Raw genomic sequence first — 23,892 nt, 5'->3', positions numbered from 1 at the left:
GCAGGATGGGTCGAGCGCAGCGAAATCCATCCTGCGAACCTCCGCCAACCGACACGAGAGATCCGTATCTTGACACCCGAACTGCACCAGAAACTGACCGCGTGGCGCCGCCATTTGCATGCCCATCCCGAACTGTCGCTCCAGGAGAAGGCGACCGCGGCCTTCGTGCAGGACAGGCTCGCCGAGCTCGGCATTCCCTTCGAGGCCGGCATCGGCGGCCACGGCGTCGTCGCGACCTTGACGCGCGGGCACGCGCAGGGCCGCGTCGGCCTGCGCGCCGACATGGACGCGCTGCCGATCACCGAGGATACCGGCCTGCCCTACGCCTCGACGACATCAGGCGTGATGCATGCCTGCGGCCATGACGGGCACACCGCCTCGCTGCTCGGCGCCGCGGCACTGCTCGCCGCCGACACCAGCTGGAGCGGCACGGTCGATTTCATCTTCCAGCCGGCCGAGGAGGGCTATGGCGGCTCGCGCGCGATGGTCGGCGCCGGGCTGTTCGAGCGCTTCCCGATGGACCGGGTGTTCGGCTTCCACAACTGGCCGGGCCTTGCCGCCGGCACCATCGCGGTCCATGACGGCGTCGTCATGGCTTCCGGGGGACGCGTCACCATCACCATCGAGGGCCATGCCGGGCATGCCGGCATGCCGCATCTGACGCGCGATCCGGTCATGGCGGCCGGCCATCTCATCGTGGCGCTGCAGTCGATCGTGGCGCGCAGCGTCGATCCGCTCGACACCGCCGTGCTCTCGCTCTGCACGATCGAAGGCGGCACCGCGCCGAACCAGATCGCGGGCAAGGTCGCGATCCGCGGCACGCTGCGGTTTCATCGCGAGGCGGTGAAGGACGTCCTCCTCGCGCGGATCGGCGAGATCTGCGCCGGCGTCGCCACAAGCTTTGGCGTCAAGATCACGCCCGAGATCGTCATGGGCGTCGGCGTCGTGGTCAACACGCCTGATGAGGCGGGCCTTGCGCGCGCCGCCGCGGAGAAGGTGCGGGCCGAGGTCAGGCGCGACCTTGCGCCCAGCATGGCCGGTGAGGATTTCGCCTTCTACCTCAAGCAGCGGCCCGGCGCGTTCGTCTGGATCGGCAACGGCGACTTGCGCGACGGCGCCGAGCTGCACGGCCCGCGCTACGATTTCAACGACGCGATCCTCCCGGTCGCATCGGGCTGGATGGCCGAGGTGGCCAAGACGGCGCTGGCGTCGAACTAGCACGGGGAGGCGGCGGGCCCTGTGCACGCCGCCATCCGGCATGATCAGCAGCCGCGGCAGATGATCAGCTTGCGGTCGATTTCGGCGTCGAGCCGTCGCAGCTCGACGTCGACGGGCGTAGCCTGCACCGGCTCGGACAAATCACCGGGCCGCGGCTGCCGGTGCCCGATGGGGGCTTGCCGGAAAAGGTCTGCGAATTTTGTCGGTGGAGGATTGCCGGGCGAGGCGATCCGCGTGGGGGCGCTCCCTCCTGCCCTGAGACTCGAAACCGGCCAGAACAACAACGCAGCTGCGACGGTGGTCACGCCAAGTCTGATTGACATCATCTGTCTCCTATCGCGGTGACGCCTGCGCATTCGCCCTTGCGAACACGCGCCTGCCAAGAATAGGAGACCCCGGCTACCCGGCCATTTCGCCGGCGGTGATATCGCGTTACCGCTGCAACCGCAGGCCCTGTCGTCGCGGCCCGGCGGGCTAGGAAGCCCCGGCGGCTCGCCGCAATCTTCCGCTCGTGGCCGACGAGACGAGGCTCCGCGCCAGCGCGCTGGCGAGCTCCGCCGACGCCAGCGGGTGATGGACGAGCTCGGTGATGCCGGATGTCTTGAGCGACGGCATCGCCAGGTCGCGCGTCGAGGGCGCAGCGAGGATGATCGGCAGGGCCGGCGCCGCATCATGCAGCGCCGCCGCGAGATCGAGCGAGGAGCCGCCCGGCAGATGACACACCAACGCCGCGTCGAAACGGGCGTGCGCGGCCCGGCAGGCGGCGATCGCTTCCGCGAGCCCAGTGAAGCCGACGGGCTCATAACCCAGCGCTGCGAGGATTTCCTCATAGCGCAACAGGCGGCGGCGGTCGGTGTCGATGACGAGCACGGTTTCGCCGGCCCCAAGGAACGCCGGATCCGAGCCGTGTTGAGCGGGCTGCGGCTCGACTGGCTCGCCCGATGGCAGCCAGATGTCGAAGCGCGTGCCGGCATCCGGCCTGCTCTGCACGGCGACGGTGCCGTCATGCTGCTCGACAATCTCGCGAACCGTCGCGAGCCCGAGGCCGTTACCGTCCGGGCGGGTGGTGAAGAACGGCTCGAATATCCGCTCCAGCGTCGCCTCGTCCATCCCCGGCCCGGGATCGGCGACCGAAATGACGGTGAAGCGGCCGGGACCGACCTCGCTCCGCCCGATCGACAGCGGCTTGGCGAGATCGTGCACCTTGATGCGGAGCTCGATACGGCCGGGCTCCTTCATCGCCTGCGCCGCGTTGTTGCACAGGTTCAGGATGACCTGCTGCAATTGGGCCGGCTCGCCCGTCACGATGGCAATGTCGGCCGTCTCGTCCACTTCGAATGTGACGTGCGAAGGCAGCGATGCGGCCAGCAGCGATCTGGTTTCGTCGACCAGGGTCCTGAGGCAAACGCGCTCCCGCCTGCCCTCGCCGCGGCGCCCGAAGCCGAGAATCTGTTCGACCAGCTCACGCGCCCGCTCGCCGGCCCGGCGGATTTCGGCGAGACTTGCGGCCGGCCGGCTTCCCGGCGCGACCCGCGCATCGGCCATTTCGGCATGGCCGAGAATGGCGCCGACGATGTTGTTGAAGTTATGGGCGATGCCGCTGGCAAAGGTCCCGATGGTCTCCATGCGACGCGCCTGTTGCAGGCTCGCCTGGAGGCGCTCCTTCTCCCCTTCGAGGCGGGCGCGCCGGATCGCGTTGCCGATGGCGTCAAAGGCCATGCGAAACAGCGAGACTTCGGACCAATATGTGAGCGCACCTCCGCGCACCGCATCGAAGCCGAGAATTCCATCGCGGCTTCCGTAGGCCGCCATGATGCACAGCCAGCCGCTCACACCCGCCTCGGTGAGCATCGCGTCATGGGGATGCGAGGCGTTCATCCTGGGGATATAGACGATGCCGTCTTCGCCGCCGTCCAATCGCGGTGCGAGGCTCAGCACCCGCTCCGGCCAGCCGGGCTCGAATGCAATGCCGTCGCGCGACCACCGATAGGTGTGCATCGTGGTGCCGACCACGCAGGCAAAATAGGCCCTGTCAGCGCCGATGCATCCGGCTAGCTGGCGAAGCGCCATCTCGACATCCGCATCGATTCCGTCGTTGCTCGAATTGATGAACAGCATCGAGATATTGGCGATCACATGTTCGAATGCGGCGCGGCAGCGCAGGGCCATGGCCCGTTTGCGCAACAGCATTCCGAAATAGATGATGCCGGAGAGCAGCAGCAGCGAGGTGATATATTGCAGCAACCGCGTCTTGCGCGCCGAGGCGCGCGCGGCAAGCTGGCGCTTCAGGATCACAGCCAGCATCGCATCCTGCTCGCGGTTGTTGGATTCGGCGACGAGCGTCTTCAGGATCGTGTCGATGTCAGGCAGAAGGTCGTGCAGCATCTGTCCGTGGAGCAGCAGCGCGTGGACCGAATCCGTCTCCGCCGGCGGCGCTTGAAGTTGCGCCAGCTCTTCCAGTCGGTCCTCGACCTGACGCGCTGCGGCATCCGACGTATCGAGCGTCAGGCGGAGCATGGCTGCCGCCAGCGCGGAGGTGGCCGTCACCACCGGCCGGGACTCCGATGCGGCCAATCTGTCGCTGAACAGGCCGAAATAGGCAAAGGAGTTCTGCAGCAACGCGTTCCTGCTCTTGAACCGTTCGATCAGGCTCTCCTGCCGGTCGGCACGCGCCGACAGAACATCGATCACCCTGGTTTGCTCGGCGTCGAGGCCTGCCGTGTCGCGCAGCCGCGTCAGGGCATCGTCATAGGCATTTACCATATGCACCAGCGCATCATAGTTGCGCGACAGGCCGGCACGCGCGGTGAGGACCTCCCTGGTCATCCCGCGTTCGAACCGGGTGAAATCCCCGAGCGCCCGAAGCTGGCTGTCATAACGCGCCGAGTTGATGTTCAGCCCGTGCAACAGCAACCAGGTGAGAAGCCCGAGCACGAACGCGACGCTGATCACGGCGGGCGCGGATTTCACGGCGAGCCTCCGACGGGCGCACCGCGATAGGTCCCGGTCAAGCTGTTGAGAAAGGCGACGAGCGCCTTGACCTGCTGGTCTGTCAGCGTCGCGTTCAACTGGGCCAGCGCCATCTTGCGAACCGCGTCATCGAGCGTCGGCGCGCTGCCGTCATGAAAATACGGCGCGGTCGTCGCGACGTTGCGCAGGCTCGGCACGCGCAGGATCCTGGGCTCGGGCGACGCGAGGGGATGGAATATGCCGTGCCGCTCGAACAGATTGCCGCCGACGTTGACGCCCTGATGGCAGGCGGAGCAACCCAGCGATTTGAACAGGCGGTATCCGTCCAGCTCGCCGGCCAAAAGGGCTGCGTCGTCGCCCTTCAGCCAGCGATCGAACCTGCTGCCCGGCGTGACCAGCGTGCGTTGAAAGCTCGCCAGCGCGTCGACGACATCGGCGCCTTCCGGACGGCGGCCATAGGCCGCGACGAAACGATCGCGCATGTCGGGATCGGCATCGAGCTTTGCGGCAACCTCCGCCGCGCTGCTGCCCATGGTGTGCTGGCTTTGCAGCGATGCCTCGATATCGGCCTCGAGGGTACGGAATTTTCCTTCCCAGCCGAAACGAAAGCTGAGCGTCGAATTGAAGACGGTGAGCGTGTTGAGCGCAAGCCCCGCCCCGTTGAGGCCGACATCGTGCCGCTTCTGGCTCGCGCCGTTCGTCGCGATATCGTGACAAGATTGGCAGGCGCGGGAATTGTCATGCGAGACCCGGCGATCGCCAAACAGCTTCTCGCCAAGGGCGACCTTGAGCGGGTCGGCGGCAGGGGCCGCGGGAATTGGCGTGATCGGCTCCCCGCGGTCAAGTGCGTGCGCCGACGGCGGCTGCGACGGCGCGGGCGTGACTTCTACGCAGCACAGCAGCACCGCGCAAATGGCGATCAAGCCACCCCGATAGCCGGCGCCTGGTCCGGCTCCGCGAAATCCAGTCAATCGTCGCACCGTCAGTGATATGGGGGCGGAAGCGAAAGCAACCGCGTCTATTCAAGGGCTTTTGATCGAGGCTCGATGATTTCGTGAATGCGGCGATCGCCGGATCCGGAAACGGAGGCCGCACCAGATCATCGAACGAGGCACGGCGCGAAACAGGCCCAGTCCGGCGAAGGCAAGGTAGAGCGCCTCAGCAATCATGACAGTACCTCACCATCCCCTCGATCTCCGACCGGCCGTGGATTCCGAGATCGCGCAATGTCCGGTCGTCGAGCTCCTTGAGAGCGGCAACAGCTCGTCTGATCTCGCGTTCCCGGCGCGCGTGCGACAGCAAGACCGTCAACGTCTCACCGGCCGAACGCAGCGGACTCCAGCGACGCTCCGGTTGCACCTCGAATCGCCGGGAGCGACCGAGCTCGACGACATTGCCGCTGCTCCCGGCCCCGTCGCTGCCGCGGCTCTGCACAGGTTCCGCCGGCTCGCTGGCCTTGGGCTGCGACTCCCAATCCCTCCGTGCCGCCAGTATTGCGTGAACCGGCATGGCCGCGGTCGGATGCAACGCGGCACCATAAAGGGCAAACCCTTCCATGAAGAAGGTCAGGACCGCCCACCAGAATGTGCTGAGCTCCTGGCCCGGCTGCGCAGCCGGCGGCGCCGAATCCGAACCGATGTCGGCGAGGCCCTGCCGCGCGGTGCCGCCAGAACCGAGACGGGCCATCCCGCGGCCATCGGACCAGCCTTGCCCATCGGGCTCCGTGTCATCCGGCCGGACAATACGGATGACACCGTGAGAATGCGTCTTCATCGTAAATCTCCCACACGCTGTTCGTGGGAGACTATGTGCCGGCCGGCTGTTACGCCGAGATCACCGCCACAGACAAAGGGGTTACAATTGCAATCCGGCGGCCGCCACATTGTTCGAACATGATCTCCGCGCAGACGCGTTCCGCGTTTGTCGCGAGGGGAAGACCGCCGCACACTTCGCGCTAACGTGACCCTTCGGGTCCGGATCTTGCCCTAGAACGGATCTACGGGAACCGCGAAGACATAGCCGACGCCGCGCTCGGTCTGAATGACGCGCGGCGCGCTCGGATCGACCTCCAGCTTGCGCCGCAGCCGCAACACTTGAACATCGATGCTGCGATCGAAAATGTCTTCGTGGATGCGGGTGGCCTGAAGCAGATGCTCGCGGGTCAGGGGTCGCTGCGGCGCCTCGAGGAAGGCCAGCAACAAGGCATACTCTCCCTTGCTGAGCGGTACCGGCGCTTCGCTGGGATCGATGAGCTTTCGGCCGCGGCGTTCCAGCTTCCAGCCGTTGAAGCGATAGCCGCCGCGCTCGGGATCCCGGGCGCGCGCGGCACGGCCCATCTCCTGCCGCCGCAACACCGCCCGGACGCGCGCCAGCAGCTCTCTCAAGGAGAACGGCTTGATGATGTAGTCGTCAGCGCCGAGCTCGAGCCCGACGATGCGATCGATCTCGTCGGGGCGGTGGCCGGTCGTGATGATGACAGGCACGTCGGAATGCGACCGGATTTCCCGCAGCAGGTCCAGGCCGTCTTCCTGACCGAGGCGAAGGTCGAGGATGATCAGACTGGGCTGACCGGCCTCGAGATAGTGGTACAGTTCAGACCGGTTGGACGCCGCCCTGGTGGGGACATTGTGCTCCTCCAGATATCTGATCACCATCTGCCGCAAGGTGGGATCGTCATCGACAACAACGATGTGGCCAACATCTGCAAGCATACTTCACTCTCAAAATCCGTCGTCACCAACCGGGTCACGTTCAAGATTCGCAATCACTCGGAATAATATGGGGGACAGCAAAAGCGTCGCCATGCGACGACAACGTTCATGACCACTTGATGATGCCGTAACCCGGTATTTCTGCGGCCAACTCCGCCGGATGTCGCAGACGTGAATAATTGTGATCCTAGCAAATGCTACTTTTGAGCGATTCCAATGCGCCGGCGTGCGAGATCGTTCGTCGGCGACGAGGTGACTGTTCGGCAGTGACGACGACTGCAGTGACGACGACTGCGCGAGCGATGGCGAGAAGACTGCCAACATTTTCCTGCGCGCGCGACGTCGACTTCACCTGCGCGTGAGCTTTTGCCGTTGCGCGCATCCGGCGTGCTAACGACAGTGGTGCAGCCGGGAAAGGCCAGCCGCAACAGATCGTTTGTCAGGATATGTCAGGAGCGCGGGAGACCCGCCAGGTACAGGTAGATCGCAGCGAGCTCGTCGTCGTCCATCCGCCCGATCGGCCGCCACGGCATTTGGTCGTCGAGCCGATGTCCGTTCGGATCGACACCCGTGCGCATGGTCGTGATGAACTGCGCCTGGCTCCAGTCTTTGACGATACCGAGGTCGGGTCCGAGCGGAGGCAATTGGCCGGGCACGCCACCGGAGAGATCCTTGCCATGACACTCACGGCAATCCTGATAGGACAGCAAGTACCTGCCGTAGCGCGCCGTCGGCCCCTTCGGCGGCGCGATGATCACACCGGTGAAGACCGGCTTTGCATCCGGCAACAGTCCGGCGCCCAGCATCGCAAGGCCCAGCACGCTGAAGCGATCCGGTGGATCCGGGGTCTCCTCACCACTCGCGGGCAAGGCGCGGATGTAGGCGATCACGGCCTTGGTGTCGTCGTCGCTCAGCCGGCCGGCATTGGTAAAGGACATGATCGCGAGCCATCGCCCCCGCGCATCGACGCCATTGCGAATGGCGCGAAAGATCTCGCCGTCGGACCAATGCTTCAGGACCCCGGCGGGAGTCAAATTGGCGGGCACGAACGAGCCGATCGGAAGCGGAAGATCCTCGCCGACGTCGCCGCCACCCGACAGCACGCCGCTTTTCGAGTGACACCCGGCGCAAAAGCCGTCGGCGACCGCCCTGCCGCGGGCAATGCGTTCCGGTGTCGCCTCGACCTTGAGATCGGGGGCCGGCGCGGAGCGCGCGTGCTGCTTGACGATGCCCGCTGCGGTCAACGCGCTCACGCCGGATAGCGGGACGATAAGCGCCGCCGCCAGCACCACGCCACCCCACTTCACCAGCGGATTCTGTGCCCGCAGGGCGCAAGCACCCGACCAGACCAGGAGCACGATGAAAGCAACCATCGCAATCAGGGCGACAATATTCTGCATGACGTTTTCCTCAACGAATTCTGCGTGGTCAAGACCGCGCGCTATCTCGGTCGTCAATAATCGGCTTCGGCCAAAATCGCCGCCGAATGTCGCGGCGCGCCAAACGGCGCTCTGCCGGGTTACGAGCGCGGCATTACCGCTCCGTTTCACGGCCGGCCGCTCGCGTTACAACCGTAGTCCTCGCGCGACGGTACCATCTTCGCCGGCACGTCGGCCTTGGCCGCGCCACGGTGCGTTGCCGACGTAACCATTTGGTGGCCATCGGAAGCCTTGGTGTAACCGCGATCCCTTCAATTCCCTCTTGCTCACGAGAGCGGCCGCCCGGTGGCGACCGTACATCGATCATCAAGAGGTCATCTCCCATGAAGATTCTTATCGCTTCGACGCCTGCGACGGGTCATCTCAATCCGATGCTGGCAATCACGCAGATCCTGGTCGCCGAGGGTCATGAGATTGCTCTCATGACCGGCTCCGCCTTTCGCGCCCGCGTCGAGGCCAGCGGCGTCAAGTTCTTTCCCCTTCCCGAGGGCGCGGACTTCGATCCGAACGACGTCTTCTCGCGGGTCCCCGAACTCAAGACCATCCCGCCGGGGCTGGAGTGGTTCCGCGTGGCCTGCGAGCGCATCTTCGTCGACGCCATTCCGGCCCAGCACCAGGGGCTGCTGCAGGCGTTGCAGCAATTCCCGGCCGATATCATCGTCGGCGACGACATGCTGTTCGGCGTGCTCCCGATGCTGCTCGGACCGCGCTCGCAGCGGCCCCCCATCGCGCTCTGCGGCACCTCGTTCCTGCATTGGGCGCGTGAGGACGGTGCGCCGAACTTCCTCGGCTTGCCGCCGGCACGGACCGACGACGAACGCGATCATTATGCGGCCATGGCGCGGGACTTCGATGCGGCGGTCGATCAGCCGGTGTCACTGCGCCTGAACCGGACCCTGAAGGGCCTCGGCGTCGGACCGATAGCAATGCCGCTTTTCCATTCCGTGGTCGCTCTCGGCGACGCCTATCTGCAATTGTCGGTGCCGAGTTTCGAATTTCCGCGCGAGATCCCGTCCTCCGTGCATTTCGTCGGTACGCCTCCGATCATTGCCAACCAGGTCCCACCGCCGTCATGGGCCGAGGAGCTCGATGGTACACGCAAGATCGTTCTGGTGACGCAGGGAACGGTGGCCAACCACAATTTCAACCTGCTGGTCGCCCCGACACTGGCGGCGCTGGCCGACGAGCCCGACATCATGGTGATCGCGACCGCAGGCGGCCGCCCGGTGGACGCCATTCCCGGCAAGGTCCCGTCGAACGCACGCATCGCGAGCTACCTGCCATTCGAATGGCTGCTGCCGAACGTCGACGTGCTCGTCACCAATGGCGGCTATGGCAGCGTCAATCAGGCCCTGAGCTTCGGCATCCCGCTGGTCACCGCGGGACTGACCGAGGACAAGGCCGACGTCAACGCGCGGGTCGCATGGTCCGGCGTCGGCATCAACCTTGCGACCAACGAGCCGACTCCGCAGGCCTTGCGCGAGGCGGTGCGGACGGTGCTCGACCAACCGCGCTATCAATTCCGCGCAACGCAGATCGCGGACGAGTTCGCCGAGATCGACACGCGGACGGAAATTCTCCGGGTCATCGGCGAGCTCGTGACCGACGAGACGGAAGTGTCACGCCTGCGCGCAATCGCAGCGAGCCAGGGACGGCGCTCCGGCCGGCGCGCCTGATCGCACGTCTGAACGAAGCGATGGAGGGCGGAGCGACCGCGCTCTGTCGCTCCGTAGAAGTTCGTCACATATCACCGGATGCTCGCCCATGCGAATCGAACCAGACACCTTTGCTTTCACGCTGCTGCTCGGCCTTCTTGCGGCCGTGCCGTATTCCGGCATCGACATCAACCTGCCGGCACTGGCCGCCACCGGCGCCACCCTGGGCGTGAGCGCGTCGGATGTCGGGTTGACGATGAGCGCCTTCATGCTCAGCCTCGCCACCGCGCCGCTGATCTACGGACCCGTCTCGGACCGCCTTGGCCGCAAGCCTGTTCTGGGCTTCGGCCTCGCGCTGTTCGTCGCCGCCAGCATCAGTTGTGCGTTTGCCTCCTCGCTGCCGGTTCTGCTGCTGGGCCGTTTCGTTCAAGGCATCGGCGCCGCCGCGACCGCCACGACCTTTGCCATCATCCGCGATCTCTTCGACGGCGACGCCGCGCGAAGCAAGATCGGCAACATCATGGTCGCGGTCAACGTCGCGACCGTGATCGCGCCGACGGCGGGCGCGGCGCTGCTGGCGGTTGCCGGCTGGCGGTCGATCTATGCGGTCCAGGCCGCGATAGGTTTCATGCTGCTGGTGGTGGTGATGTTTCGCTTCGCCGAAACGGCGGCGATCGCGCCGTCCGGGCGCCTGGTGCCGTCCGCCGTGATCGACAGCTATCGCCGGGTGCTGACGCATCCGGTTTCGTTCGCCTACATCCTGGTCGGCGCCGCGGGCGGCGCGACGGTGTTTGCCTACGTCACCGGCGCCTCGCTGTTCTTCGTCGGCGCCGTCGGGCTCTCGCCCGAGCAATACGGCCTGATCTTCGGCGCCTGCTCGGCATCCGTGATGGGCGGTGCCTTGCTCGACGGGCAGCTCGGCCGGCGCGGGATATCCTCAAGCCACATGCTCGCAATCGGGCTGGCGCTGTCGGCGGCGGCGAGCGTCGTGCTGCTCGGGATGACACTGACCGGCTGGATGCCCACGGCGCTTGTCGTCGCGCTGCTGATGGCGGTGGCACTCGGCTTCGGGCTCAGCGTGCCGAACGTGATGAGCGCGACGATGCAGCACCTCCCCGAGATCGCCGGCGCCGTCAGCGCGGCTGCCGGGAGCATTCAACTGATCGCCGGCGCCATATCGAGCGGGCTGGTGGCGGTTCGCTTCGACGGACGGACTGCGCTCTCGATGACGGCGGTCATGGCAGCGTCGTCGCTCCTCGCCCTGGTCCTGTATTGTCTGGTCGCGCGTTCCGCCGACCGTCGTTTGCGATCGCAGGCGATCGATGCCGGCGAAGCGATCCGCAGCTCCACAAGCTCTTAAGGTTCGCGCGACGCCCCGCAGGGCGGCTTCATCGCCCAACAAATCTAGCGCGGATGGCTGAACAGGTCCGTCGTGGCGTCGTCGACGGCGATGTCGACCAGCGCGGGGCCGCTCGAGGCCAATGCTTCGGTGAGACAGCGGTCGAGATCGGCGACGCCGGTTATGCGCCCGCCCGGGCAACCGAGCCCCTTGGCGAGCGCAACGAAGTCAAGCCCGGGCAGGTCGATTCCAGGCGGGCGATGCGCCTGCATCAGCTGGCTGAAGGCCCGCATCGCCCCATAGCCGGAATTGTTCATGATCACGAAAGTGATCGGCAGGCGGCGCTGCGCCGCAGTCCAGATCGCCTGGATGCAGTACATCGCGGACCCATCGCCGATCAGGGCGACGATGCGACGGCCCGGCCGCGCCAGCGCCACGCCGATGGAGGCCGGCAGGCTGTAGCCGAGCCCGCCGCTCGCCATGGTGTAGAAGCTGTCCGCGCCCGGCCGCGGCAGGAACTGCTGGATGGCGGGACGATGCGACGGCGCCTCCTCGACCACGATCGCATCGCGCGGCATCAGCGCCGACAGCCGGCTCAGCGCATAGGCCGGAGGAATCGGATTTTGCGCGGCGGGAGCGGCAGGCCGGGTCCGCGCGGCCGGCCCCTCGCGCTTGGCGATGTCGGGCAGCGCCGAACGAAGCGCGACGAGCGCCTTCGGGAGCGTGCTGATGATGGTGTCACCGACCGCCGCGGCCGCGGCCTCGGCCGGATCGTCGGTGATCTGCCAGACCGGCGTTCCGTCGTCGAGCAATTCGCATTGTCCTTCGACGTGGAAGGTGAACACCGGCGCTCCGACCACGACGATCAGATCGACGCCGCGCAAGGCGCGCGCGAGCCCTCCGGGCGCTGCCGGAAGGAAGCCTGCGAATTGCGGATGCAATTCCGGAAAGCTCGAACGGCTCGACATCGGGCTTGCCCAAACCGCCGCCCTCGCCTGTTCGGCGACCGCGACCATGGCATCGACGCAGCCGTTGCGATCGATCTCGGGTCCGACGACAAAGGCAGGCTTGCTGGCCGCTGCGATGGCTGCGCCGAGCCGGACGATCGCCGCCGGATCGGGCGCAAACTCCGTTGCGATGTGGCGCACCGGCGGCGCGACGGCCGCCCGCGCCCAATCATCCGACGGCACCGACACGAATGTCGGGCCACGCGGATGCTGCATGGCGGTGAGGAAGGCCTGTGCAATGGCCGCGGGCACATCTTCCGCCCGCGCAGGTTCCGAACTCCACTTCACATAGGGCCTCGGAAACTGCTCGGCATCCTCCGCGAAGAGATAAGGCCGCATCCGCAGCAGGCTGCGCGCCTGCTGGCCCGCCGTGACGACCATCGGCGTCTTGTTGCGGAACGCGGTGAAGAGATTGCCGAGGGCGTGGCCGAGCCCGGCCGCCGAGTGCAGGTTGACGAAGGCCGGACGCCCGGTCGCCTGCGCATAGCCGTCGGCCATGCCGACGACGCAGCCTTCCTGCAGGCCGAGCACGTAATCGATGTCGTCGGGCCAGTCGCCGAGAAAGGCGAGCTCGGTCGAGCCCGGATTGCCGAACACACGATCGACACCGAAGGAACGAAGCACGCCGAGGGTTGCTTCCCGGACCGTCAGGACTTTTGAGTTCATGGGTTGATTTCCCGGCATGCTTCGCCGTGTGGTGACGCGATCAGAAGGGATAGTGCTGAGGCTGGGTCTCGATCGTGATCCAGCGCAGATCGGTGAATTCGGCGATCCCGGCCTGACCGCCGAAACGGCCGTAGCCCGATCCCTTCACACCGCCAAACGGCATCTGCGCCTCGTCGTGCACGGTCGGTCCGTTGACGTGGCAAATGCCGCTTTCGATGCGCTGGGCCACCGTCAGCGCCCGCGCGACGTCGCGGCCGAACACGGCGGCCGAAAGACCGTACTCGGTATCGTTGGCGAGGCGGACCGCATCATCCACGCCGCGCGCGCGGATCACCGACACGACGGGACCAAAACTCTCCTCGCTGTAGATGCGCATGCCCGGGACGACGCGGTCGAGCACGGTCGCGGGCACGACCGTTCCGGCCCGCTCTCCACCCGCAAGCTTGACGGCGCCCCTGCCGATCGCGTCATCGATCAGCGCAACGACATGCCTGGCCGGCGCCTCGTCGATCATCGAACCGATCACCACCGGCCCGGAGCGCGGGTCGCCGGCCGGAAGCGCGCCGGCCTTCTTGGCAAGCTTAGCGACGAACTGATCGGCCACGCTCTCATCCACGATCACGCGCTCGGTCGACATGCAGACCTGGCCCTGGTTGATGAAGGCCCCGAACGCCACGGCGGCGACCGCGGCATCGAGGTCGGCATCGTCGAGCATGACCAGTGGCGCCTTGCCGCCGAGCTCGAGCAGCACCGGCTTGAGGTGGCGGCCGGCGAGCTCGGCGATGACGCGGCCGACGCGAGTCGAGCCGGTGAAATTGATCCGCCGCACCGCCGGATTGGCAATGAGACGTTCCACCACCGCCGGCGCATCGGCCGGCGCATTGGTCAATACGTTCACGACGCCGGGCGGAAATCCCGCGTCCCTGAACACCTCCCCGATCAGCCGGTGCGTTCCCGGACAGATCTCGGAGGCCTTGAGCACCACCGTGTTGCCGCAGGCGAGCGGCGTCGCCACGGCGCGAACGCCGAGAATGATCGGAGCGTTCCAGGGCGCGATGCCGAGGCACACGCCGGCCGGCTGGCGGACGGCCATCGCCAGACATCCCGGCTTGTCGGACGGGATCACCTCGCCCGCGACCTGCGTGGTCAGCGACGCCGCCTCGCGCAGCATGCCGGTTGCGAGCTTGACGTTGAAGGCCGACCAGACTTCGGTGGTGCCGATCTCGGCCATCATGATCCGGATGAAGGCATCGCGCTTGGCCTCGAGCGCATCGGCGGCCTTCAAGAGCAGGGCGCGCCGCGCGTTCGGGCCGAGTGCCGACCACGCGGCGAGCGCGGCGGACGCCGCCGCCACCGCCGCGTCGGCGTCGGAAACCGTCGCGGCGGCCGCGCGGCTCGCGACCTCCTGCGAGAGCGGATTGCGCCGCTCGAATACCTTGCCGGTCGAAGCGGCCTGATCCCGCCCGCTGATGAGAAGATTGACGTCCATGAGAACCTCCCTGATGTTTGTGGCTGGGCTCAGCCGAGCAGCCGCGATTTGCTGGTTTCGTGCGCGAAGCCGAGCGCGATCATCGCTGCCAGCGCGAGCGCGACGTAGTATCCTGTGATCGCGTAGGTGGAGCTCGTCTGCGCGAACAGGCTGGTGGCGACGAGCGGCGCGATGCCGCCGCCGAGCACCGTGCCGAGCTGCTTTCCGATCGACACGCCGGTGAAGCGGATGCGGGTCGGAAACAGCTCCGGGAAATAGCTCCCTTCGGTGCCGAACATCAGGGGATGGATTACGCCTGCAGCCAATATCACCGCACAGGTCACCAGCAGCGTGTCACGGCTCGCGATCGCACCGTAGAATGCAAACATCGAGATGGTTGCGAGCGCGACGCCGGCAAGGAACAGGCGTTTGCGTCCGATCCGGTCGGACCAGGCCCCGATCAGGGGCATGGCCACGAGCCCGACGAGATTGGCGAACAGCACGGCCCGCGTGATCACGTCCTTCGGAACGCCGAGCTGGCGCGTCGCAAACGAGATGGTGAAGATGGCCGTCAGGTAGAAGTAGGACGTCTGCGCCATCTCGGCGAAGAACACGATGAGGATCGGCCGCCAATGTCCCTTCACCGCCTCGACGACGGGCACGGTTTCAGCCGGCCTCGCCTCGCGGAAGGTCGCGCTCTCCTCGATGCGCAGGCGCATGTAGACGCCGAGCGCGACCAGCACCGCGCTGATCAGGAACGGAACGCGCCAGCCCCAGGACAGCAGATCCGCCTCCGGCAGCCGCGAGATCGCCAGCGCCGCGAACGAGGCCAGCACGACGCCGACGGGTCCCGCGGCCTGGATCACCGCGGCAGAGAAGCCGCGCCGGTTGCCGGGCGCCGTCTCGATTGCCATGAGGATCGCCGCGGTCGATTCCCCGCCGAGCGCAAAGCCCTGGAGGAAGCGCAGCACGACGAGCGCGATCGTCGCGGCCACGCCCGCGCTGGCGTAGGTCGGCAACAGTCCGATCGACATGGTCGCAAGTCCCATCATCAGCAGCGTGCACAGCAGGACGGATTTGCGGCCCAGGCGATCGCCGAAATGTCCGAACACGATGCCGCCGAGCGGACGCGCCAGAAATCCGACGGCGAACGTCGCGAAGACAGCGATGGTCGCCGTGAGCTGATCGAATTTCGGGAAGAACAACTGATCGAACACCAGCGGCGCGATCAGTCCGTAGATGAAGAAGTCGTACCATTCGATCGCCGTGCCGATGGTGCCGGCGATCAGAATGCGCCTGCGGCCGCTCGCCGTCTGCGCGGTAGCGGCAGCGGTGGCGGCATGTTCGTCGTAGTCCTCGAATGCTCCTGTGGTCACGTTTTCCTCCTCCGTTGTCGTTGCTTGTTGTTATTGCGTTTGTTGTTATTGCCGTGCGGCCACGGGTTGGATGTGGCCGCGGGAACAGATCAGCTTGCCAGCCGCGCGCCATCGCCCGCGCCGTGCCCGAGCGCGCGGGCAAGAACGCGTCCGATCGTCCCGGCCTGCGATGCGCTGCCGCGCCAGGCCACGATCTGGTCCGGACGGATCAGAGCGAGGTCCGCCTCGTAGAGATCACGCAGCGACTTCGGCAGCGTGACGAGCTTGACGTCGACGCCGAGCGCGCGGGCGGTCTCGCCGAGCGGAGCATGGCCGAACGTGACGTCGCCGAACTGGAGCAGCGTCCACTCGAAGCCGAACAGGTCGTACAAGGACACGCCGTCCTCCAGCCACGCATGCGGTGCGCGGCCGCCGGGACAGGCGCTCGGAACGTAGACATTCGCGGCATCCGGCGGCGGCTGGCTGCCGTCGGAGACGATGATCGGCGAACCGTCGTAACGTCCGCCGAAGGTGATGCCGGGGATGTTGAACTCGGCGCGGGCGTGCTGCTCGAGATAGACGCCCGCGATCCGCCGCGCCTCGCCGCCGGCGTCAGTGGCGTCCTCGATCTCCGGCGCGGGCGCGAACAGGCCGAGGGAGTCGGCGAAGCGGCGCGCATAGTCGGTGTTGCGAAGCGCCACCGGACGCCGCTCGACCTCGTAGCTGTCGAGCAGCGCGGCCGGGCTCACGCCCTTGACGACGCTTGCGAGCTTCCAGCCGAGATTGACCGCATCCTCGATCGCGGTGTTGTAGCCGAGGCCTCCAGTCGGCGTGAACAGATGCGCCGCATCGCCGCCAAGGAACACCCTGCCCCGCTGCATCGCATTCGCGACGAGCGCGTGGCCGGCGGTCCAGGTCAGGAACGACAACACCTCGCATGCGATCGGCGCGCCGCAGGCGCGCTGGAACGCCGCCTTGGCCTCGTTGGCCGTGATCGAGCTCTCGTCTTCGCCCGGCCGGAGCTGGGTGTGGAACGCGAATTCGTCGCGCCCGTTCACGGAGGCCATGAAGGCGCGGCGATCGCCGTTGAAGCAATTGTACATCCACGCCCTGGCATAGGGGATGCCGGCGTAGAACTCGGGTGAACGGAGATAGACCGCCAGCATGCGGCCGCCCATGAAGTCGCGCTGCGTCCCGGTTTCACCGCCATAGACGATGCCGAGCGATTGCCGGACCTGCGAGCGCGGCCCGTCGGCCCCGACCAGGAAGTCGGCCCGAACCTGAAAGCGGCTGTTATCATCGAGACATTCAATCTCGCCGACGACGCCGTCGTCGCTCTCGGCGTAGCCGATGAGGCGATGACCGTAGTTGAGCTGGATTCCGGGAAGCCGTTCGGCGTGCCGGCGCAGCACCGCCTCGACATATTTCTGCGAGACGCGATGCGGCAGCTCCGCGGCGCTCCAGGAGCCGGACAGGCCCTTGACGAGTTCGCTCGCGCGCGAGGACGACGGCAATGCAAACCGCGCCAGTTCATAGCCGGTGTAGCGGGTGAAATACGCGACGTCGGTCGGATAATCGGCCGGCAGGCCTTCGCGCCTGATCTCGTCGGCAAAACCCAGCCGCCGATAATGCTCCATCGAGCGCGCCTGCGTCGCATTGGCTTGCGGATTGAACGCCGTACCCGGCTTTTCATCGACCAGGATCGCGGACACGCCGCGGCGGCCGAGTTCGTTGGCCAGCATCAGCCCGCATGGGCCCCCGCCTACGATGAGCACGGCGGCCGTCAGACGTGTTTCCAAGGCGCTTCTCCCTACCAGCATTATCTTGCATGGTAAGGTTGCCTGACGATATCGTCAAGTAGCCTGACTATTCGGCGTCGTCGAGCGTGTCGAACTGCGCGCCATAGACCGCCAGTCCCTTCAAGATCGCCTCCATCGTGGCCTTGCCGAGCTCGGCGCGCATCTCCTGCTCGGCGATGTCGACGGCATCGCGGAACGCATCGAGCCATTTGCGTCCGGCCGGCGTGAACATGACGATGCGCGCGCGCCGGTCGGTCGGATCGGCGATGCGGTCCACCAATCCGAGCTCGGCGCATTGATCGACCAGCTCGCCCATCGCCTGCTTGCTCATCGACGCGCGGCGGGCGAGCTCCGTGAGCCGCGTCCCCTCCACGTCGAGATTGCGGGTGAGACTGACATGGGCGATGCGCGTCTCGTCATGCCCCCGCTCGCTCATCAATTCGAGCACGCGGCCTTCGAAACGTCGCACCGCGTTGTTGAGCAGGCGGCCGATATTGGCATGCCGCCACGCCGTCCCGGATGTCCTGGATTTCAATGGATATGCCTTCTCGGAAACAGTCGGGATTTCAATGTCTGTCACTTACTTCGCCGCGTCCATCCATATCCCCGGCTCCGAATGCTCGCGGATGTGGGTGACGAGGAAGTCGGAAAAGGCCCTGATCTTGGCCGGCAGCCCGGCACGGTTCTGGTAGGCGATGTTCATGGTGAGCAGAGGCAGCTCCCAATCCAGCAGGACCGGGACGAGACGGCCCGCCGCGATATCGCTCTGGACGATGTAGAGCGGCTGGATGAGGATGCCGAGACCCGCCAGCGCCGCGCCGCGGATGACCTGGCCGTCATTGCTGTCGAGCGTCGGCGTGATGCGCACCGTCTGCGCGCCATTGCCTTTGCGCAGGCGCAGCGAATAGGGATCGTTCGCAAGGTTGTAGACGAGCATGTTGTGGCGCGCGAGATCGGCGGGCTGTTCCAGCTCGCCTGCGCTTGCGAGATAGGAGGGCGCGGCTGCCAGCACGCGACGCATCTGGCCGATGCGGCGGACGATGATGTTCGAATCCGGCTCCTGCTCGCGCGTCCGGATCGCCACGTCGATGCCCGCCTCGATGAAGTCAGGATAGCGGTTGGCGGTGGTGATCTGCATGTTGAGCTTCGGATAGCGCGCGCGGAAGGCCGGCAGCATCGGCGCCAGATAGATCACCGCAAAGGACAGCGAGCTCGTCACCCGCAGCATGCCCTGCGGCGACAGCGCGCGATCGCTGACGATGTCCTCGGCTTCCGCCAGTTCGCTCAGCACCCGGCTGGACCGCTCCAGCAGCTCCTGCCCCGCCTCCGTCAGCCACAGGCGGCGCGTGTTGCGCTCGATCAGGCGAACGGCGAGGCGCTCCTCGAGCGCGCTGAGATGGCGGCTCGCGGCCGCGTTCGACATGCGCAAGGCCTCGGCGGCTTTGGACAGGCTGCCGAGCTCGGCCGTCTTGGCGAACACCTCAAGTTGGAGCAGGCGATCCATTTTTCCACTTTTAGGAAAAGAGACTTACAAATATTGGCCTTTATTTCCGTATCCCGCAAGCCAAAATGGGTCCAACACAAGCAAGATGACAGGCGAGGAAACTGGGAAATGTCGGGCCCGATCAGGCACATCGTGATGTGGCGGCTGCGCGGGGAGACCCCCGAGGAGCGGTCCGCCGCCCGGGCCAAGGTCAAGACCCTGTTCGAGGGCCTGCGCGGCCGGATCGACGGCCTCACCCATATCGAAGTCGGCCTCGACGTCAGCGCTGTCGATTACGCCTGCGACGTCGTGCTGTTCTCCGAATTCACCGACCAGGCCGCGCTTGCGGCCTACGCCACCCACCCGGAGCACCTGCGCGTGCGCGAGGCGCTTGGCGACTTGCGGATCGGCCGCTTTCAGGTCGATTATCCCATCAAAGAGACCGGCGCATGATCGGTTCGTTCACCTTCGAAAACCTGCCCTGCCGCGTCGTGTTCGGCAGCGGAACGTTGGCTAGTGCCAAGGCCGAGGTGGAGCGGCTCGGCGGCAAGCGCGCACTGGTGCTGACGACGCCGCAGCAGGAGGCGCAGGGCAAGAGCTTAGGGACAGCGCTCGGCCCGCTCTATGCCGGCATCTTTCCGGGCGCCACCATGCATACGCCGGTCGACGTTACCGAACGGGCGCTCGCGGCGATGAAGGCGTGCGATGCGGATTGCGTCGTCTCGCTCGGCGGCGGATCCACGACGGGCCTCGGCAAGGCGCTCGCCTTGCGCAGCGGCGTCAACCAGCTCTGCATCCCCACCACCTATGCCGGCTCGGAGATGACGCCGATCGTCGGCCAGACCGAGAACGGCCTGAAGACCACGGTACGCGATGCGGCCGTGCTGCCGGAGACCGTGATCTACGACGTCGATCTCACCTTGACGCTGCCGGCGAGCCTGGCTGCGACATCAGGCATCAACGCGATCGCGCATGCGGTCGAAGCGCTTTATGCGCGCGACACCAATCCCGTTACCTCGCTGATGGCGGAAGAAGGCATTCGCGCGCTCGCGCGTGCCCTGCCCGCCATTGCCGCCAGAAGCGACGATCGCGAGGCCCGCACCGAGGCGCTCTATGGCGCCTGGCTGTGCGGCGTCTGCCTCGGCACGGTCGGCATGGCGCTGCATCACAAGCTCTGCCACACGCTCGGCGGCACCTTCGATCTGCCGCACGCCGAGACGCACACCATCGTGTTGCCGCATGCGCTGGCCTACAACGCCCCCGCCGTGCCCGAGGCGATGGCGCGCGTCGCGCGCGCGATCGGCGCGGCCGATGCGTCGCAGGGACTCTACGAGCTCGCGAAACGGCTGAATGCAAAACTGGCGCTACGCGATGTCGGCATGCCCGAGAGCGGCATCGACAAGGCGGCCGATCTCGCCGTCACCAACGCCTACTGGAATCCGCGGCCGCTCGAGCGAGGCGCCATCCGCGACCTGATCGCGCGCGCCTGGGCCGGCGAGCCGCCTGTTACCACCAAAGCTGTGGCTTGAAGCGATGCGGCGCACGCTGATCAGATCCGCTACCATCATCAGCATGGATGATGCGATCGGCGACCTCCGCACCGGCGACGTGCTGGTCGAAGGCAGCCGCATCGTTGACGTGCGGCCGTCGATCGACCTCGGCAGCGGCGCGGCCGAGACCGAAATCGTCGACGGCAAGGGGCGCATCGTCATCCCCGGCCTCGTCAACGCGCATATGCACACGTGGCAGACGGGCTTACGCGGCTATGCCGCGAACTGGACGCTGCTCGAATATTTCCGGCGCATGCATGCCGGGCTCGCGACCGTGTTCCGGCCCGACGACATCTACATCGCCACGCTGGCCGGCGCGCTGAATCAGATCAATTGCGGCACCACCACGCTGGTTGACTGGTGCCACAACAATCCGACGCCCGATCACACCGATGCCGCCGTGCGCGGCCTGATCGAGAGCGGCATTCGCGCCGCGTTCTTCCACGGCTCGCCCAAGCCGGAGCCAAAGCCCGGCGAGCCGCATTTCTCGGAAGTGCCGCATCCGCGCCGCGAGGTCGAGCGGCTGCTCGCCGGCCCCCTCGCCGACCGCGACGGTCTCGTCACGCTCGGGCTTGCGATCCTCGGTCCGCATTATTCGACGCTCGACGTCGCCATGCACGACTTCCGCCTGGCGCGGGAGCTGAAGCTGATCGCTTCGATGCACCAGGGCGGCGGTCCGGCCAAGACGCCTGATGGCTGGGAGAAGTTGATCGCGGCCGGCCTCGTCGGTGCCGGCGTCAATATCGTCCACGGCAACGATCTGCCCGACGATCTCCTCGACCGGATGGTCGATCTCGGCGTGTCGTTCTCGGTCACGCCAGAGAACGAGATGATCCAGGGCCACGGCTTCCCGATCACGGGACGCCTGCTGAAGCGCGGCGTCCGGCCGACGATCGGCATTGATCTGGAATCCGTGCTGGCCGGCGATCTCTTCTCCGCCGCCCGCGTCGCGCTGTCGATGCAGCGGGCACTCGACAATGCGGAGTCGCGCCGGGACAGCGGCACCATTCCTGCGACCACCACGATCCCCGTGCGCGAGGCGCTGCGCTGGATCACGATTGAAGGCGCGCGCATGCTCGGCCGGGAGAGCCAGATCGGCTCGCTGACGCCGGGCAAGCTCGCCGACCTCGTCATCATCAACGCATCCGATCTCAATCTCGTCCCGGTGCACGATCCCGTCGCGACCGTCACGATGCAGACGAGCCTCGCCAACATCGAGGCCGTCATGATCGGCGGCGCGTGGAAGAAGCGGAACGGCCGGCTTCTGGTCGAGGGACTGGAGGCGAAGAAGGAGCTGCTGGCGCAATCGGGCCGGCGGCTGGTGCAGGATATCGAACGACAGGGACGCGCCGCCTGAAGGCGCCAATGGACAACAACAATGACTGACGCTTCAAGGAATGTAGCCTTTATCGGAATCGGCAAGATGGGCCTGCCGATGTCGCAGCTCGTCGCCAAGGCCGGCTATGCCGTCACCGCGTTCGATCGGAGCGCGGCACGGACCAACGAGGCGCGAACACAGGGCATTTCGATCGCCGCCTCACCGGCCGAGGCCGTAAGCGGCAAGGAAGCGATCATCACGTCGCTGCCGGACGACGCAGCCTTGCGCGGCGCGTTGCTCGGTCCAACCGGCGTCATCGCCGCGATGGCCCCCGGAGCCGTTCTGATCGAGACCAGCACCGTGAGTGTCGAGGCCTCCACCGAAGTTGCGGCCACCGCGCAGGCGCGCGGCGTCCTCTATCTGCGCGCGCCGGTCTCCGGCAACGCCAGCATCGTCCACACCGGCGCGCTGACCTGCTTCGTCTCGGGCCCGAAGGACGCCTTCGAAAATTCAAAGCCGCTGTTCGCCGCCTTCACCCGCGCCCAGACCTATCTCGGGCCCGGCGAGGAAGCCCGTTACGCCAAGCTCGCGGTCAATCTGATGATCGCGGTGTCGGCCGCAATGATGGCGGAGAGCCTGGCGCTGGCGCGCAAGGGCGGCATCGCCTGGCAGGACATCCTGAAAGTGCTCGACGACAGCGCGGTGGCCTCGCCGATGGTGAAGTACAAGACCGCGCCGCTTCGAACGCGGGATTTCGAATCGACCTTCTCCTGCAAGCAGATGGCCAAGGACCTCGATCTCATTCTCGGCGCCGGCCACGCCGTCGGCGTGCCGCTGCAGCTCGCGGCGCAAGTGCGCGAGACCTATGGCTCGCTGGTCGCGCAGGGCGACGGCGAGGCCGACTTCATCGCGACCGTCAAGCATCTCGAGCGGCTGTCCGGCCTCGGCGAACCGAAGCTCTGATCAACGGAGACACCCTTGCGTAACTTCAACGAGACCACGATCACGGAGGCGGTGCTGGAGCGGATCGCAGGCGCAACCGATCCGCGCATCAAGCAGGTCAGCGAGGCGCTGGTGCGCCACCTTCACGCCTTCGTCCGCGAGGTCCGCCCGACCCAGAAGGAATGGGAATACGGCATCGACTTCCTGACCCGCACCGGCCACATGTGCGACGACAAGCGCCAGGAGTTCATCCTGCTGTCGGACACGCTCGGCGTCTCCATGCTGGTCGACGCGATCAACCACCCGGTGCCGGAAGGTGCGACCGAGACCACGGTGCTCGGCCCGTTCTTCGTGCAGGCCGCGCCGGAGAAGGACATCGGCGCCGACATCTCCGGTCCCATGGAAGGCGATCCCACGCTGGTCACCGGCTCGGTCTCGACCGTCGACGGACGTCCGCTGGCGGGCGCCGTCGTCGACGTCTGGCATTCCGACGATGACGGCTATTACGACGTGCAGCAGCTCGACCAGATCGGCGATCTCGCGATGCGCGCGCGCTTCCACACCGACGCCAATGGCCGCTTCCATTTCTGGTCGATCAAGCCGGCCGCCTATCCGATCCCGCATGACGGCCCGGTCGGCGAGATGCTGGAGGTGCAGGGCCGCCATCCCTGGCGTCCGGCGCATGTGCATTTCATGATCTCGGCGCCCGGCTTCGAGCAGCTCGTGACCCATGTGTTCGTCGCCGGCGACAAATATCTCGACAGCGACGTGGTGTTCGGCGTCAAGGACAGCCTGATCCGCGAGTTCGTCCGCCACCCGGCGGGGCGTGCGCCGGATGGTCGCATGGTGGACACCGACTATTTCCATCTCAACTACGATTTCGGCCTGAAGCAGGTTGCGAGCAGCGCAAGAGCCGCCTAAGCCGAACCACAACTCAGCGGACCGGCAAGAGTCCGTCATCGGGGCAGACAG

General features: G+C 66.4%; 20 protein-coding genes. 8 read left to right on the top strand and 12 right to left on the bottom strand.

What is annotated here, in order from left to right:
- The first annotated feature begins 69 nt into the window (after nucleotides 1–69).
- Nucleotides 70–1,218, top strand: coding sequence for an amidohydrolase (locus WN73_RS42500; protein WP_271558224.1), 1,149 nt, complete (start codon nucleotides 70–72; stop codon nucleotides 1,216–1,218).
- A gap of 44 nt (nucleotides 1,219–1,262) precedes the next feature.
- Here the strand turns inward: WN73_RS42500 and WN73_RS42495 are convergent, their stop codons facing one another.
- The 6 genes from WN73_RS42495 to WN73_RS42470 form a co-directional block, all read right to left on the bottom strand.
- The gene (locus WN73_RS42495) at nucleotides 1,263–1,523 is read right to left on the bottom strand and encodes a hypothetical protein (RefSeq protein ID WP_198046587.1); all 261 of its coding nucleotides are present in this window, start codon (nucleotides 1,521–1,523) and stop codon (nucleotides 1,263–1,265) included.
- A 169-nt stretch (nucleotides 1,524–1,692) separates the two neighbouring features.
- A complete protein-coding gene (locus WN73_RS42490) occupies nucleotides 1,693–4,188 on the bottom strand; it encodes a two-component system VirA-like sensor kinase (RefSeq protein WP_271558223.1) in 2,496 nt (831 codons plus the stop codon).
- Nucleotides 4,185–5,111 (bottom strand): cytochrome-c peroxidase, encoded by a 927-nt coding sequence (locus WN73_RS42485; protein WP_271558222.1) that lies wholly within the window; start codon nucleotides 5,109–5,111, stop codon nucleotides 4,185–4,187. Before WN73_RS42485 ends, WN73_RS42490 begins: the two co-directional genes overlap by 4 nt.
- Before the next feature lie 235 nt (nucleotides 5,112–5,346).
- Entirely contained in the window at nucleotides 5,347–5,874 is a 528-nt protein-coding gene (locus WN73_RS42480) for a DUF1127 domain-containing protein (protein WP_271558221.1), read from the bottom strand.
- Between the two features lie 299 nt (nucleotides 5,875–6,173).
- Complete coding sequence (locus WN73_RS42475) at nucleotides 6,174–6,899, bottom strand: response regulator (protein WP_011085479.1); 726 nt, start codon at nucleotides 6,897–6,899, stop codon at nucleotides 6,174–6,176.
- Nucleotides 6,900–7,348: 449 nt separating this feature from the next.
- The gene (locus WN73_RS42470; RefSeq protein ID WP_028175551.1) at nucleotides 7,349–8,299 is read right to left on the bottom strand and encodes a c-type cytochrome; all 951 of its coding nucleotides are present in this window, start codon (nucleotides 8,297–8,299) and stop codon (nucleotides 7,349–7,351) included.
- A gap of 362 nt (nucleotides 8,300–8,661) precedes the next feature.
- Here WN73_RS42470 and WN73_RS42465 point away from each other — a divergent pair, with 362 nt between their 5' ends.
- On the top strand, nucleotides 8,662–10,014 hold the full coding sequence (locus WN73_RS42465) for a glycosyltransferase (protein WP_028175552.1): 1,353 nt from the start codon (nucleotides 8,662–8,664) through the stop codon (nucleotides 10,012–10,014).
- A gap of 88 nt (nucleotides 10,015–10,102) precedes the next feature.
- Entirely contained in the window at nucleotides 10,103–11,353 is a 1,251-nt protein-coding gene (locus WN73_RS42460) for a multidrug effflux MFS transporter (protein ID WP_271558220.1), read from the top strand.
- 44 nt (nucleotides 11,354–11,397) lie between these two features.
- On the opposite strand, the gene mdlC is transcribed toward WN73_RS42460, so the two are convergent.
- From mdlC to WN73_RS42430, 6 genes are all read right to left on the bottom strand, one after another.
- A complete protein-coding gene (gene mdlC / locus WN73_RS42455) occupies nucleotides 11,398–13,005 on the bottom strand; it encodes a benzoylformate decarboxylase (RefSeq protein ID WP_080668256.1) in 1,608 nt (535 codons plus the stop codon).
- Nucleotides 13,006–13,045: 40 nt separating this feature from the next.
- Nucleotides 13,046–14,494 carry an aldehyde dehydrogenase gene (locus WN73_RS42450; protein ID WP_028175555.1) on the bottom strand — a complete coding sequence of 483 codons (1,449 nt, stop codon included), beginning with the start codon at nucleotides 14,492–14,494 and terminating at the stop codon, nucleotides 13,046–13,048.
- 29 nt (nucleotides 14,495–14,523) lie between these two features.
- Nucleotides 14,524–15,849, bottom strand: a complete 1,326-nt coding sequence (locus tag WN73_RS42445) for an MFS transporter (protein ID WP_011085472.1) — start codon at nucleotides 15,847–15,849, stop codon at nucleotides 14,524–14,526.
- Between the two features lie 89 nt (nucleotides 15,850–15,938).
- Complete coding sequence (locus WN73_RS42440; RefSeq protein ID WP_028175556.1) at nucleotides 15,939–17,648, bottom strand: FAD-dependent oxidoreductase; 1,710 nt, start codon at nucleotides 17,646–17,648, stop codon at nucleotides 15,939–15,941.
- A 46-nt stretch (nucleotides 17,649–17,694) separates the two neighbouring features.
- Complete coding sequence (locus WN73_RS42435) at nucleotides 17,695–18,162, bottom strand: MarR family winged helix-turn-helix transcriptional regulator (protein ID WP_028175557.1); 468 nt, start codon at nucleotides 18,160–18,162, stop codon at nucleotides 17,695–17,697.
- 45 nt (nucleotides 18,163–18,207) lie between these two features.
- Nucleotides 18,208–19,131 (bottom strand): LysR family transcriptional regulator, encoded by a 924-nt coding sequence (locus WN73_RS42430; RefSeq protein ID WP_028175558.1) that lies wholly within the window; start codon nucleotides 19,129–19,131, stop codon nucleotides 18,208–18,210.
- 108 nt (nucleotides 19,132–19,239) lie between these two features.
- Here WN73_RS42430 and WN73_RS42425 point away from each other — a divergent pair, with 108 nt between their 5' ends.
- From WN73_RS42425 to WN73_RS42405, 5 genes are read left to right on the top strand one after another with little or no spacing between them, the layout of a single operon-like run.
- The gene (locus WN73_RS42425; RefSeq protein WP_271558219.1) at nucleotides 19,240–19,563 is read left to right on the top strand and encodes a Dabb family protein; all 324 of its coding nucleotides are present in this window, start codon (nucleotides 19,240–19,242) and stop codon (nucleotides 19,561–19,563) included.
- Nucleotides 19,560–20,639, top strand: coding sequence for a maleylacetate reductase (locus WN73_RS42420; RefSeq protein WP_271558217.1), 1,080 nt, complete (start codon nucleotides 19,560–19,562; stop codon nucleotides 20,637–20,639). Before WN73_RS42425 ends, WN73_RS42420 begins: the two co-directional genes overlap by 4 nt.
- A gap of 4 nt (nucleotides 20,640–20,643) precedes the next feature.
- A complete protein-coding gene (locus WN73_RS42415; RefSeq protein ID WP_028175561.1) occupies nucleotides 20,644–22,017 on the top strand; it encodes an amidohydrolase family protein in 1,374 nt (457 codons plus the stop codon).
- A gap of 21 nt (nucleotides 22,018–22,038) precedes the next feature.
- On the top strand, nucleotides 22,039–22,941 hold the full coding sequence (locus WN73_RS42410) for an NAD(P)-dependent oxidoreductase (protein WP_028175562.1): 903 nt from the start codon (nucleotides 22,039–22,041) through the stop codon (nucleotides 22,939–22,941).
- A gap of 15 nt (nucleotides 22,942–22,956) precedes the next feature.
- On the top strand, nucleotides 22,957–23,841 hold the full coding sequence (locus WN73_RS42405) for an intradiol ring-cleavage dioxygenase (protein WP_271558213.1): 885 nt from the start codon (nucleotides 22,957–22,959) through the stop codon (nucleotides 23,839–23,841).
- Nucleotides 23,842–23,892: the final 51 nt, after the last annotated feature.

It is taken from the genome of Bradyrhizobium sp. CCBAU 45394, from assembly GCF_028128655.1.
Lineage (GTDB): Bacteria > Pseudomonadota > Alphaproteobacteria > Rhizobiales > Xanthobacteraceae > Bradyrhizobium > Bradyrhizobium diazoefficiens.
The sequence above is the reverse complement of the archived record's forward strand: the minus strand, read 5'-3'. Positions and strand labels throughout refer to the sequence as shown.

What these genes read in the sequence shown, in the direction of transcription:
- WN73_RS42480 (WP_271558221.1), bottom strand. Translation starts at nt 5,874, where the DNA reads ATGGCCCGTCTCGGTTCTGGCGGCACCGCGCGGCAGGGCCTCGCCGAC.
- WN73_RS42475 (WP_011085479.1), bottom strand. Translation starts at nt 6,899, where the DNA reads ATGCTTGCAGATGTTGGCCACATCGTTGTTGTCGATGACGATCCCACC.
- WN73_RS42470 (WP_028175551.1), bottom strand. Translation starts at nt 8,299, where the DNA reads ATGCAGAATATTGTCGCCCTGATTGCGATGGTTGCTTTCATCGTGCTC.
- WN73_RS42465 (WP_028175552.1), top strand. Translation starts at nt 8,662, where the DNA reads ATGAAGATTCTTATCGCTTCGACGCCTGCGACGGGTCATCTCAATCCG.
- WN73_RS42460 (WP_271558220.1), top strand. Translation starts at nt 10,103, where the DNA reads ATGCGAATCGAACCAGACACCTTTGCTTTCACGCTGCTGCTCGGCCTT.
- mdlC (WP_080668256.1), bottom strand. Translation starts at nt 13,005, where the DNA reads ATGAACTCAAAAGTCCTGACGGTCCGGGAAGCAACCCTCGGCGTGCTT.
- WN73_RS42450 (WP_028175555.1), bottom strand. Translation starts at nt 14,494, where the DNA reads ATGGACGTCAATCTTCTCATCAGCGGGCGGGATCAGGCCGCTTCGACC.
- WN73_RS42440 (WP_028175556.1), bottom strand. Translation starts at nt 17,648, where the DNA reads ATGCTGGTAGGGAGAAGCGCCTTGGAAACACGTCTGACGGCCGCCGTG.
- WN73_RS42430 (WP_028175558.1), bottom strand. Translation starts at nt 19,131, where the DNA reads ATGGATCGCCTGCTCCAACTTGAGGTGTTCGCCAAGACGGCCGAGCTC.
- WN73_RS42425 (WP_271558219.1), top strand. Translation starts at nt 19,240, where the DNA reads ATGTCGGGCCCGATCAGGCACATCGTGATGTGGCGGCTGCGCGGGGAG.
- WN73_RS42420 (WP_271558217.1), top strand. Translation starts at nt 19,560, where the DNA reads ATGATCGGTTCGTTCACCTTCGAAAACCTGCCCTGCCGCGTCGTGTTC.
- WN73_RS42415 (WP_028175561.1), top strand. Translation starts at nt 20,644, where the DNA reads ATGCGGCGCACGCTGATCAGATCCGCTACCATCATCAGCATGGATGAT.
- WN73_RS42410 (WP_028175562.1), top strand. Translation starts at nt 22,039, where the DNA reads ATGACTGACGCTTCAAGGAATGTAGCCTTTATCGGAATCGGCAAGATG.